At 43.2% G+C, this 13,048-nt stretch carries 10 protein-coding genes; 1 reads left to right on the forward strand and 9 read right to left on the reverse strand.

The features are described from left to right. Positions 1 to 64: 64 nt before the first annotated feature. Together relA and rlmD are read right to left on the reverse strand one after the other, a co-directional pair. Positions 65 to 2,284, reverse strand: coding sequence for a GTP diphosphokinase (gene relA, locus DPF90_RS14185; protein ID WP_114786993.1), 2,220 nt, complete (start codon positions 2,282 to 2,284; stop codon positions 65 to 67). Positions 2,285 to 2,348: 64 nt separating this feature from the next. After that, positions 2,349 to 3,671: a 23S rRNA (uracil(1939)-C(5))-methyltransferase RlmD gene (gene rlmD, locus DPF90_RS14190; RefSeq protein WP_114786994.1), complete on the reverse strand. Its 1,323-nt coding sequence runs from the start codon at positions 3,669 to 3,671 to the stop codon at positions 2,349 to 2,351. Positions 3,672 to 3,841: 170 nt separating this feature from the next. On the opposite strand from rlmD, the gene barA reads away from it, so the two are divergent. Beyond that, a complete protein-coding gene (barA, locus tag DPF90_RS14195) occupies positions 3,842 to 6,616 on the forward strand; it encodes a two-component sensor histidine kinase BarA (RefSeq protein WP_114786995.1) in 2,775 nt (924 codons plus the stop codon). Here barA and acpS read toward each other — a convergent pair. The 7 genes from acpS to lepA all read right to left on the reverse strand — a co-directional run bounded on the left by acpS (position 6,601) and on the right by lepA (position 12,957). Next, a complete protein-coding gene (gene acpS, locus DPF90_RS14200; RefSeq protein WP_114786996.1) occupies positions 6,601 to 6,984 on the reverse strand; it encodes a holo-ACP synthase in 384 nt (127 codons plus the stop codon). The genes barA and acpS overlap by 16 nt on opposite strands. A 5-nt stretch (positions 6,985 to 6,989) precedes the next feature. Next, positions 6,990 to 7,721: a pyridoxine 5'-phosphate synthase gene (gene pdxJ, locus DPF90_RS14205; RefSeq protein ID WP_114786997.1), complete on the reverse strand. Its 732-nt coding sequence runs from the start codon at positions 7,719 to 7,721 to the stop codon at positions 6,990 to 6,992. Further along, positions 7,718 to 8,443, reverse strand: coding sequence for a DNA repair protein RecO (gene recO / locus DPF90_RS14210; protein WP_205395196.1), 726 nt, complete (start codon positions 8,441 to 8,443; stop codon positions 7,718 to 7,720). Before recO ends, pdxJ begins: the two co-directional genes overlap by 4 nt. 76 nt (positions 8,444 to 8,519) lie before the next feature. Next, on the reverse strand, positions 8,520 to 9,494 hold the full coding sequence (gene era, locus DPF90_RS14215; protein WP_114786999.1) for a GTPase Era: 975 nt from the start codon (positions 9,492 to 9,494) through the stop codon (positions 8,520 to 8,522). Beyond that, positions 9,487 to 10,164 carry a ribonuclease III gene (gene rnc / locus DPF90_RS14220; protein WP_114787000.1) on the reverse strand — a complete coding sequence of 226 codons (678 nt, stop codon included), beginning with the start codon at positions 10,162 to 10,164 and terminating at the stop codon, positions 9,487 to 9,489. The genes era and rnc overlap by 8 nt, the downstream gene beginning before the upstream one ends. 15 nt (positions 10,165 to 10,179) lie before the next feature. Beyond that, positions 10,180 to 11,076, reverse strand: a complete 897-nt coding sequence (gene lepB, locus DPF90_RS14225) for a signal peptidase I (protein WP_114787001.1) — start codon at positions 11,074 to 11,076, stop codon at positions 10,180 to 10,182. An 87-nt stretch (positions 11,077 to 11,163) separates the two neighbouring features. Further along, positions 11,164 to 12,957 carry a translation elongation factor 4 gene (lepA, locus tag DPF90_RS14230; protein WP_114787002.1) on the reverse strand — a complete coding sequence of 598 codons (1,794 nt, stop codon included), beginning with the start codon at positions 12,955 to 12,957 and terminating at the stop codon, positions 11,164 to 11,166. Positions 12,958 to 13,048 lie beyond the last annotated feature (91 nt).

Genomic DNA, 13,048 nt, shown 5'->3' on the forward strand with positions numbered 1-13,048 from the left:
TTTCCTTTAAACAAAAAAGGTGAGTGACATCTGCCACTCACCTTAAAATTAAATTGAAAACCAACTAACCTAATCTCTTCACTGACATGACGTCTTTTATCTGCTCCACCCGCTTGGAGACGCGAGATAATACTTCGACATTGGTCACTTCAAGATCAAAATCCATAATCGATAACTGATTGCGGTAATCAACTCGGCTCTTCATGCTGGTCACCTTTATTTTCTCATTGGCAAATAATGTGGTGATGTCTTTGAGCAGGCCGCTACGTTCCATAGCCTCGACACGCACAGTGAGTATATAAGAACCCACATAGCCATTTCCCCATACGGTATCGATGATTCTTTCCACAGCATGGTGGCGAAGCTCTTCAAGTTGCTCACAATCAGCTCTATGCACTGAAATACCGCGCCCTTGCGTGATATAACCAGCGATTTCATCACCAGGAATAGGCTGACAACAACGGGCTAAATGCGTCATCAGATTATCAACCCCTTCAACCACAACCGCATCTTTTTTCGGACGACTCAATACTGGCGGCTTGTTTTCCGCTTCTTGCAGTTTTTCAAGGGCCTGCTGATCTTCTTCTTCAGCGGTAGGTTTGTTCACCAGTGCATTGATATGGTTGATGATCTGGTTAATGCGTAAATCACCACTACCAATCCCAACATACAGTTCATCAGCGCTGTTGACATTAAATCGCTTGAGAGCATATTGCTCAGCATCTTTTAGCGTTGCGCCAATTTTATTTAGCTCAGTTTCAAGGATCTCACGACCAGCTTCTAAGTTTTTCTCGCGCGACTGCTTGCGGAACCAAGCGTTAATCTTAGCCCGTGCACGACCTGAGGTTACAAAACCCATCGATGGGTTTAACCAATCACGAGAAGGGTTAGGCTCCTTCGAAGTAATAATCTCGACCTGATCCCCCATAGACAGCTTATGCGTAAAAGGAACAATCCGGCCCGCAACCTTGGCACCAATACAGCGATGACCCACTTCTGAGTGAATGTGGTAAGCGAAATCGAGTGGCGTGGCACCCATAGGTAAATCGACGACATCACCACGAGGTGTGAAGGCATAAACGCGATCATCGAACACCTGACTGCGCACTTCATCCAACATTTCGCCAGAGTCTGACATCTCTTCTTGCCAATCAAGCAGTTTACGCAGCCAAGTGATTTTCTCATCGTAGCCACTTCTACCGCCACCACCTTCTTTGTATTTCCAGTGGGCAGCAACTCCAAGTTCAGAGTCTTCATGCATGTCTTTAGTGCGGATCTGAATTTCGATCGTTTTACCTTCAGGTCCGAGAATCACAGTGTGTATAGATTGATAACCATTGGGTTTGGGGTTAGCAACATAGTCATCAAATTCACTCGGTAAGTGCTTATACTTAGTGTGGACTGCCCCAAGCGCTGCATAGCAGTCTTGTAACTTATCAGCGATGATACGAACGGCACGTACGTCGAAAAGCTCATCAAACGCCAAACTTTTCTTCTGCATTTTTCGCCAAATACTGTAGATGTGTTTGGGACGTCCGCTTACCTCTGCATTAATTCCTGAGGTTGTGATTTCATTGGAGAGATCGTCAACAAAATCTTTTATGTATTGCTCTCGTACAATGCGCCGCTCTGACAGCTGCTTAGCAATTTGCTTATAAGTTTCAGGTTGCTGATAGCGAAACGCATAATCTTCAATTTCCCATTTAAGCTGACCTATACCTAGACGGTTAGCGAGGGGTGCATAAATATTGGTACATTCTTTAGCTGCCGCGCAACGAACTTCACTTGGCGCCTTCTTCACTTCAATTAAGTTACAAATTCGCTCTGCCAACTTGATGATGACACAGCGAAAGTCATCAACCATGGCGAGTAACATTCTGCGGACATTATCAACCTGAGCAGAAGCAGCGCTCCCTTCGATCGTCACGTTCAACTGTCCAAGTGCGGCCATTTCCTCCACACCATCGATCAATTTAATAGTTTCCTTACCAAAGTCTTCAGCCAAAACTTCGCGATCATAAGCCCCACTTGATACCAGAGGAAACAATAAAGCAGCAACTAAGGTAGCTTTATCCATGGAAAGTGTTGTCAGGATTTCGATCATTTCTCGGCCACGCCACAACAGCAAAGGCCTTTGTTCACTCTGATCCAAAATGGTTTCGCAACGGAGGTAAACCTCCTTGAGGCGTTTAGCCACCTTGGCATCTTGCTTTAAACTGACTATCCAAGTATCTAAATCAAACTGTTCATCTTGATTCAAATGTGCGCTTCGTACCGCAACCATTCTCTTTATCCTGTTATCACTTTCTATTTTCGTAGGGTAAGACTGCTCTTATCGAGTTAAGTTCTTATTTAGCCTTCACAAATAACGCCATGGACTCTAGATGACTCGTATGCGGAAACATATCCAGCATTCCGAGTCGCTTCAATTCATAGCCCTGCTCAAGCAAACTGCGAGAATCTCGCGCTAAAGTTGCAGGATTACATGAAACATAAACGATTCTCGTGGCACCAAAAACGGAAATTTTCTCTATGACACCATTCGCTCCAGCTCTTGCTGGATCAAGGAGTATCTTATCAAATTTTTGATTGGCCCATGGTTCACCAGACACATCTTGTTCCAAATTTGCTTGAAAAAATGTCGCGTTCTCTAGGTTATTTATTTGGGCATTGTGGGCAGCTTTTTCAACCATCTCATCAATCCCTTCAATACCAACCACTGAATTCACTAACTTGGCCATAGGCAAACTAAAATTACCTAACCCGCAAAATAGGTCTAATACAGTATCTTGCGACGATAAAGCTAACCAGTCTAATGCCTGCGTGACCATCTTGGCATTAACCTCTTGGTTTACTTGTATAAAGTTATTAGGCTCAAAGGGGATGGTTAGCCCAATCTCTTGGTAGACGCCAGACTCCCCACATTTTATCTCCACATCTTTGGAGGATGGCATCAGGTACAAACTGATTTGCTTAGCGTTAGCAAAATCAATTATCGACTGATGGTCTCGGGCAGGTAATGCTTTGGTATGACATAAAACGAGAATACAGGTATTGTCCGCTTTGACTAATTCTACATGACCAATATGCTCAGGTTGAGAGAAACCCTGCAACAATTGGGACAAATCAGGCAATATTGCATTCAGGTCAGGCTCCAAAACAGGACAATGTGTTAGGTTGACAATATTGTTACTGTTTTTTTTGCGAAAGCCGAATTGAAGCTGGCGAGTTTTTTTATCTTGCATTACGCTCACTCGAGCACGCCTGCGATACCCTTGGGTTCTCGACAAAATAGGCAATTCTAGCTCAAGAGTTTGCCGCGCAAATTTACTCATAAGCTGACTCAAGGTCTGCTGTTTATACTCCCACTGGTTCTCACTGCTTAAGTGCTGCATATTACAACCTCCACATTCGCTGTAATGTGGACAAAAAGGTTCAATACGCTGCGAGCTAGCGCTCTGAATCTTGATTAAAGACGCTCTTGAAAACTTGCTTTTGCTCTCTGTCAGTTGAGCAATCACTTCTTCTCCAGGCAGTGCGCCCTCAACAAAAATAGGCTTTTTGTTTTGATAAGCAATACCAGCACCGTGATGATCAAGTTTTTCAATTTTCAGTACTTGGTGCTTTGTATTCAGTTGAGTTTTCTTTTTAGGTTGGAAGAAACGCGCCATAACTCTGTTCTTTGCCTTGTTACAATTGCTCGATATTCGTATCCAAGTATCATCTTTTCATACTTGAATGATTGTCTGAGCCGAGCGAGTTTATTATGCTTAAGTATTCGACGGCTTCTTTTTGTTTGGAAGTTATTTTCCCATATCCATACCACGATGTTTAGATAATAATGACCAGATATGGCTTACGCGCCCGTGTTATCACTCTTACTTTAGCGCCGACTTTAATTATTGGCTTGCTCCTGAGTGCCTTTTTCTCCTTCAACCGCTATCACGATCTTGAAAAGCAAGTCATCAACTCGGGCTTAAGTATTGTCGAACCCTTAGCCATTGCCAGTGAAGAAGGGTTGAAAAACAACAGTCGAGAAGCGGTACGAAGGATCATTAGTTACGCTCACCGTAAAAATTCCAAATTCGTTCGAAGTATCGCTGTTTTCGATTACAACCATGAGCTGTTTGTGACCTCTAACTTTCACCCTAATTTCGAGTCACTGACTTTTCCGCGTAATGAATCCATTCCACTTTTGGTCACATCAGATCTGCAAGAAAACACCCTCATCTTAAGGGCCCCTATTGTTGCAGAATCAGGACTACTTGCGGCAGCTAAGAGTCAAAACAAAAACTCTGCATTAGGCTACATTGCTATCGAACTGGATCTATCTTCGTTAAGGCTTCAACAATATCAAGAGATCTTTTCTGCGTTTTTGGTTCTCATTTCTGGGCTTGGATTATCGGCAATCTTTGCACACCGACTCATGCATGACGTCACCCGGCCTATCTCACATATGAAAAATATGGTGGATAGGATTCGCCGAGGGCATTTAGACGTCAGAATTGAGGGTAAAATGCATGGTGAGCTCGATACGTTAAAAAATGGTATTAACGCCATGGCAGTATCCTTGTCTGAATACCACGTCGAAATGCAGCACAGTATCGATCAAGCCACCTCTGATCTAAGAGAAACCCTAGAGCAGCTAGAGATTCAGAATGTTGAGTTGGATATTGCAAAAAAACGAGCACAAGAAGCCGCCCGGGTAAAATCTGAGTTTTTGGCCAATATGTCCCATGAACTTCGCACCCCACTTAATGGCGTCATTGGCTTTACTCGCCAAATGCTCAAGACCAAACTAACCAATAACCAAACTGACTACCTGCAAACAATTGAAAAATCAGCTAATAACTTACTGAGCATTATCAATGATATTCTTGATTTCTCGAAACTTGAAGCAGGTAAACTGGCCTTAGAAAATATTCCGTTTGATTTTCAAGAGTCACTGGAAGAGGTTGTCAGTTTACAGGCCACAAGCGCCCATGAAAAAGGGCTTGAAGTGACACTGAAAGTCGACCCTAAAATTCCTAATGGAGTGGTCGGTGACCCGCTTCGAATTCAGCAAGTTCTCACTAATTTAGTCGGCAACTCGATCAAGTTTACCGAACGCGGCAACATTGACATCAGTGTTGAATTGCGCTCACAAAAAGAAGACGTTATCGAACTACAGTTTATGGTTCGTGATACGGGTATTGGCATTTCAGAAAGGCAGCAAGCTCAGCTATTCCAAGCATTTAGTCAAGCTGATGCCAGTATCTCTCGTCGCTATGGTGGTACAGGTTTGGGGTTAGTCATCACGCAAAAGCTCGTGGGTCAAATGGGCGGTGAGATTAGCCTCACAAGCAGGCTTCACCAAGGTTCTACATTCTGGTTCACATTAAAACTTCACTCGACCGACATGCCAGTAAGCGGACTGCTAGAAACTGAGTCACTCAATCAGCGCACCTTGCTGCTCATAGAACCAAATATGCAAGCGGCATCCGTTATCCAGCAATCACTTGTTCAGCAGGGCTTGATCGTCACTTATCGTTCATCCGTTCCGCTTGAAGAGAAGCACTATGATTACACCATACTCAACTTAGCACCTAATAAAACGCATTCACTGGAACAAATCGAACAATGGGTCAAGCAAGCGAAACAATGCTCTCCTCATGTAGTGGTAGGTATCCCAAGTACTGATCTCGCTTTATCTGATCATCTAATTCAAACTCATGATGTGCATTGTATTACCAAGCCTTTATCACGTAGAAAGTTACTGCAGATTTTAGCGAAAAAGCAACAGACTCTTGCTGCTGTCGAGATAAAACCTACCTTTAGTAAAAAATTGCCGCTCACGGTAATGGCTGTTGATGATAATCCAGCAAACCTAAAACTTATCACTGCTCTGCTGTATGAGAGAGTTGAAAAGGTCGTGACTCATACCAATGGACTCGATGCTGTCATTGAAGCCGAACAGCAAAACTTTGACCTTATTTTTATGGATATTCAGATGCCCCAAATGGATGGAGTGACGGCTTGCCATAAGATCAAGAATATTCAGCTCAACGCAAGTACTCCCGTCATCGCTGTTACTGCCCATGCCATGAGTGGTGAAAGAGATAGGCTACTTAGCGCAGGAATGGATGACTATCTAACCAAACCTATAGAAGAACATGTTCTACAACATGTTTTGATCAAATGGAGCCCGTCAAGTGTAGGGGCCGGCAAAGCAGAAACCTCTCAGCACGATAACAAACAACAATCTGACGATATCCTCACTACAGATAATGCTATGGTTATCGATTGGAAAGCAGCACTAAAACAATCAGCGAATAAAACTGATCTTGCACGAGATATGTTACAAATGCTGATCGATTACATACCGGAAGTCAGAGAAGTGGTTGAGTCTTCACTCTCTCAAGAAAACGACGACACTGATGCTCTACTCCGCCATGTTCACAAACTGCATGGTAGCAGTGCCTATTGTGGCGTGCCTAGACTCAAACAGATTTGTTCCACTATTGAAAAAGGACTTAATTCAGGCTCTAGTATTCTAGACCTAGAGCCAGAGTTATTTGAACTGCAAGATGAAATGGAGAAAGTAACTAAAAGCGCTGCTTCTTATTTGGATTCATAAATGACTGTTGCAACGGCATAATGACGTTCATCAGAAATAGACAGGTGAATATTGTTGATTTGCTTCTGTTGCGCAATCTCCAATGCTTTACCTGATAACGACAAACAGGGTGCTCCATATTGGTCATTGCTAATAGTAAAATCATGAAAAGAAACACCTTGAGCAATGCCAGTGCCGAGTGCTTTGGACGCTGCTTCTTTTGCTGCAAATCGCTTGGCTAAAAACCTAGTCTGCTGCTTTAAAGAGGCAAACCGCTCTAGCTCTTGCTCTGTTAAAACACGCTTTGCAAAACTCTCTCCAGAGCGAAGAAATGCTTTCTCAATTCGCTCAATTTCCGCAATATCCGTTCCTATACCAACAATTGCCATAATAGTTACTTACGAGCGTCAACCATAAGCGCTTTCATATCAGCTACCGCTTTGTGAAGCCCATCAAAAGCGGCACGTCCAATAATTGAATGACCAATATTTAGCTCATAAATCTCGGGAATAGCAGCGATTGGTGCAACATTATGATATGTCAGGCCATGGCCTGCATTAACGATAATACCCAGATCAGCAGCGTAACTTGCCCCTGCTGCAATTTTTTTCAGTTCATCTTGCTGATCATCGTCATTCTCGGCGTCAGCGTAATGCCCGGTATGAAGCTCTATGAATGGCGCGCCACACGCTTTTGCAGCGTCAATCTGCTCTCTGTCTGCATCGATGAACAAAGAGACCTTAATACCAGCCTCACTCAAAGCCTTTGTCGCCAACTTTACTTTTTCTAAATGCCCAACAACATCAAGTCCACCTTCTGTTGTGAGTTCTTCCCTTTTTTCTGGTACAAGGCAAACATATTCAGGTTGAGTTTTTAGTGCAATCTCAACCATTTCATCTGTGACTGCCATTTCAAGATTCATACGAGTTTGAATCGTTTCACGTAAAATGTGAACATCACGATCTTTAATATGGCGACGATCTTCTCGTAGATGGATGGTAATTCCATCTGCACCCGCCCTCTCTGCAATTTCAGCGGCATGGACAGGATCAGGATATTTAGTGCCTCGAGCATTACGCAATGTCGCAATATGATCAATATTCACACCCAGATAAATAGAACTCATTTTCCAATACTCCGTGACTTGGAAGCCATAACTTGCATAAATAACTCCCTACTTTTTAATGGTTTCCCGCCAAGATAAGGCTTTAAGGCTATTCGTGTAAAGCGTTTTGCTGCTTTTAGTTGCTGTTTTGTAGTAAACCTACGTTCACTAATTGCTATTAGCTCATTACCTAAAAAGGTTAAGTTGTCTTGACGAACCGACGCAATAAAACCCTTTTGTTCTCTGTAGCGGTATGTCATATCTGGGTCAATAAGCTCTCCTGTCCCCGCGCAGTGCATAAAATCGACACCATAACCCATCGCAGACAGAAGCGCTAACTCAAAACGTCTCAAAGCAGGCTCAGGGTTATCGCACTGAGCCAGCTCTGTTAAAGCGGCAAGATAATCATGAAATAGAGCTGGCATAGGAACTTCAGCCATCAAAACTCTCGCCAACAATTCATTGACATACATGGCTGAATACAAAGTGAGACCTGAAAGAGGCAAGCCAAGGCTGATTGGCTCTGCTTGACGAAGTGTCTTCATTGAACCTTTACCTGACCACTTAAGCAATAAGGGAGTAAAGGGTTGTAAGGCTCCTTTAAGTTGAGAGCGTTTGCTACGAGCTCCTTTTGACATCAAGGTTAGCCGGCCATATTCCTCACTGAATATATCGAGGATCAAGCTCGACTCACTATAAGGACGCCTATGGAGTACAAAACATCGCTGTAAGCCTTCTGCTATCATATTGATACCCAAAAAATAAGGAGCCAAGGCTCCTTATCTCAATGATGGGGGAGCAATAGAAGCCCTCCAAAAATCAGAGGTCGTCGATATATCCCAAAGATCTCAGAGCTCGTTCATCATCTGCCCAACCAGATTTCACTTTCACCCATGTCTCTAAGTACACTTTACGACCGAATAACTCTTCCATATCAAGGCGAGCTTCCCGGCCTATAGTTTTGATTTTTTCGCCGCCTTTACCTATCACCATTTTCTTCTGGCCACTGCGCTCAACAAGGATCAAGGCATTGATATGAAAACCATCTGTTTCTGGGTTGTAATCAAAGCGCTCGATCTCAACGGTTACAGAATAAGGTAACTCCTCACCAGTAAACCTCATCAGTTTCTCGCGAACTATCTCAGAAGCCATAAATCGTTGAGAACGATCTGTAACGTATTCTTCTGGGAAATGGTGGGTTGCTTTGGGCAAATGATCACGCACATGTTTACGTAATACATCAATATTCTTACCATGTTTAGCAGAAATAGGCACCACATCGACAAATTCCATCTTTTTCGACATGTCCATCATATGCAACATAACGTCATTACGGTCTTGAACGTTATCAACCTTGTTCACACACAGTACAACGGGGAAATTGGATTTTTGCAACTTAGTGAGAACCATCTCATCGTCTTTGGTCCAGTGAGTACCATCGACAAGAAAGAACACCAAATTTACATCACTAAGAGATGAGTTAGCCGCTCGATTCATTAAACGGTTGATGGCTCGTTTTTCCTCAATATGCAGACCTGGAGTATCAACATATATTGCTTGATAATCTCCTTGAGTATCCACACCCATAATACGATGTCGCGTGGTTTGTGGTTTGCGCGACGTAATCGAAATCTTTTGCCCAAGAATTCGATTTAGCAAAGTCGACTTACCCACATTCGGTCTTCCAACAATAGCAATAAAGCCGCAATGTTGGTTCTCTGGAGTACTTTTCTCACCACTTGATGCAAAAAACGCATCAATATCAAAATCGTTTTTTTCCGATGAATCAGTCATTATTTAGTTGCTCTAGTGCAATTTCCGCAGCCGCTTGTTCTGCCTTGCGGCGGCTGGTGCCTTTACCTATCACAGGCGTTCCTATACCTGCTACTTCGCACGAAACAGTAAATTGCTGATTATGTGCTTCACCTTTAATATTAGTCACTGTATACACAGGCAGAGGTTTTCTTCGCCCTTGAAGAAATTCCTGCAAGCGCGTTTTAGGATCTTTTTGCGATACTCCGGGCTGAATAGCCTCAAGACGCTGCTGGTACCAACTCAAGATAATACCACGTACCGCTTCAATCCCGCTGTCTTGATAGATAGCACCAATCACAGCTTCAACCGCATCTGCAAGAATAGAATCGCGGCGAAAGCCACCACTTTTCAATTCACCTGGGCCTAACTTTAAGTAATCTCCGAGTTCAAACTCTCGCCCTAACTCAGCTAGAGTATTACCTCGAACCAAAGTTGCCCTCATACGACTCATATCCCCTTCATTAATGTCAGGGAAACGGTGATAAAGGTCATCAGCAATAACAAAACTTAAAATTGAATCGCCCAGAAACTCTAGGCGCTCGTTATGTTTTCCATGAGCGCTGCGATGTGTCAGCGCTAATTGAATGAGCTCAGCGTCATTGAAAGAATAACCAAGCTTTTTTTCTAATTTAGATATGGGAGAATTCATGCTCTCTCGATATATTTATTTAATACCACCGATGCGATTAAAGCGCACACCTGTTGGGATCCATGAAGGCAGTATACTATCTGCATCACGCTCAAATTCGAAGCTTATCCAAATCGCAACCGCCTTACCGACCAAATTAGCTTCAGGCACAAAGCCCCAAAAACGGCTATCGGCACTATTGTCTCTGTTATCACCCATGACAAAGTAATGCCCTTGTGGCACCACCCATTCAGTAGTACCACTGCGAGGATAATACTGTTCAACAGGGTTACGAACCAACGGATTGACCAAAACATTATGTGCCACACTACCTAGTTGTTCTGTCATCTGAATCTGCTGAATTCCTCTATCACTAAATTCACTTTGTTCAACATTAGACAGTTTTACAGGCTCACATACCGACGTACCCGACTTTTGAATACATAACTGCTTATCACCACTATAACGAATTAAATCGCCAGGTAAGCCAACCACACGCTTGATGTAATCAATGTTTGGCTGTGGCGGATACTTAAACACAGTGACATCGCCGCGCTCCGGTTTACCCGTTTCAACTAACTGGGTACGCCATACTGGGTCTTTAAGACCATAGGCGTATTTTTCCACTAAGATAAAATCACCAACAAGCAAAGTCGGCATCATAGAACCCGATGGGATTTGAAATGGCTCATAAATGAACGAGCGCAATACAAGCACAACAGCAATAACCGGAAATATAGATACACAGTTTTCAATCCACCATGGCTGCTTAACCACTTTTTCTGTCACTGTTGCATCAAGCTGTTGGGTTTGAGCTTCGATTGTCGCAAGTTGAGCATGACGTTTTTTAGCAAACACCAACTTTTCCAGCACCCAAACAATACCGGTTACCAAAGTGACAATAACTAGGATCAGTGAAAATGTATTCGCCATTGACTTCCCTTATCTCTTAAAACACGAAAGTGAAAGAGCTGTAACCCTTTCACTTAGTCATAGGTTAATTTATCAGAAAACGATTATCTAATCTTTACCAACATGCAAAATCGCAAGGAAAGCTTCTTGAGGCAGCTCCACATTTCCGATCTGCTTCATACGCTTCTTACCTTCTTTCTGCTTCTTCAACAGTTTCTTCTTACGGCTAACATCACCGCCATAACATTTTGCAATTACATTTTTACGCAGTTGCTTCACTGTTGAACGAGCGATGATGTGATTGCCTATTGCCGCTTGAATAGCAATATCAAACATCTGACGAGGAATAAACTCTTTCATCTTTTCAACAAGCAAGCGACCACGGCTTTGAGAATTATCTTTGTGTGTAATCAATGCCAAAGCATCGACTTTATCACCATTGAGCAACACATCGACTCGCACCATGTTTGACGCTTCAAAACGCTGGAAGTTGTAATCCAGCGATGCATAACCACGAGAGGTAGATTTCAAGCGGTCAAAGAAATCAAGCACAACTTCCGCCATAGGAATATCATAAGTTACCGCGACTTGATTACCGTGATAAACCATATCAACTTGAATGCCACGCTTTTCAACACATAAAGTAATAACATTACCTAGGTAATCAGAAGGAACAAGAATATTACAACGTGCAATAGGTTCACGTATTTCTTCAATGTCATTCACTGCAGGAAGTTTAGCTGGGCTATCCACATACAGAAGTTCACCGTCTGTTTGCTTGACTTCGTAGACCACAGTCGGCGCTGTAGTGATAAGATCTAAGTCATACTCTCGCTCAAGACGCTCTTGGATAATTTCCATGTGCAACATGCCAAGGAAACCACAGCGGAAACCGAAACCTAATGCAGCAGAATTTTCTGGTTCATAGAATAAAGACGCGTCGTTGAGGCTAAGCTTACCCAAAGCATCACGGAAGTTTTCGTAATCATCCGATGATACGGGGAAAAGGCCAGCATAAACTTGTGGTTTCACTTTCTTAAAACCAGGCAAAGGTGTTTCACAACCATGTTTTGCAAGCGTTAAAGTGTCACCTACCGGAGCACCAAGGATATCCTTGATTCCACATACAACCCAACCTACTTCACCAGTGTTAAGCTGAGTTGTATCCTCTTGCTTAGGCGTAAAAATACCCAGACGGTCGACACCCCAGACTTGCCCTGTGCTCATAACTTTGATTTTGTCGTTCTTCTTCAGCACGCCATTTTTAATTCGTACTAGAGATACAACACCAAGGTAGTTATCAAACCAAGAATCAATGATAAGCGCCTGCAGCGGTGCATTTTCGTCACCTTCTGGTGCAGGGATCGCTGAAACTATATTTTCAAGTACCTCTTCGATACCAAGTCCGGTTTTTGCCGAGCAACGGGTTGCCTCCATAGCATCAATACCGACGATTTCTTCGATTTCTTCAGCGACGCGCTCTGGATCTGCTGCTGGCAAATCAATTTTGTTTAAGATAGGAACCACTTCAAGGTCCATCTCAATCGCCGTGTAACAGTTTGCCAAAGTCTGGGCTTCGACACCTTGGCCAGCATCAACGACCAATAAAGCGCCTTCACATGCAGCGAGAGAGCGAGATACTTCATAGGCAAAGTCAACATGCCCAGGAGTGTCGATAAAATTCAGTTGATACGTCTCACCATCTTTAGCTGTGTAATTGAGTGTCACACTCTGAGATTTAATGGTGATACCACGCTCACGTTCTAAGTCCATAGAATCGAGAACTTGAGCTGCCATTTCACGGTCACTCAATCCTCCACAGTCTTGGATCAAACGGTCAGATAGGGTCGACTTACCGTGGTCGATGTGGGCGATTATCGAAAAATTACGAATATGCTTCATGATATGGTGTGACTAAACTCTTAAAAATAGGGACATAAAAAGGCCGCGTTTTCGCGGCACTTCGATCAAGTTGGCAGATTCTAACCAATTT

Source organism: Vibrio tetraodonis (assembly GCF_003350295.1).
GTDB classification, from domain to species: Bacteria; Pseudomonadota; Gammaproteobacteria; order Enterobacterales; family Vibrionaceae; genus Vibrio; species Vibrio tetraodonis.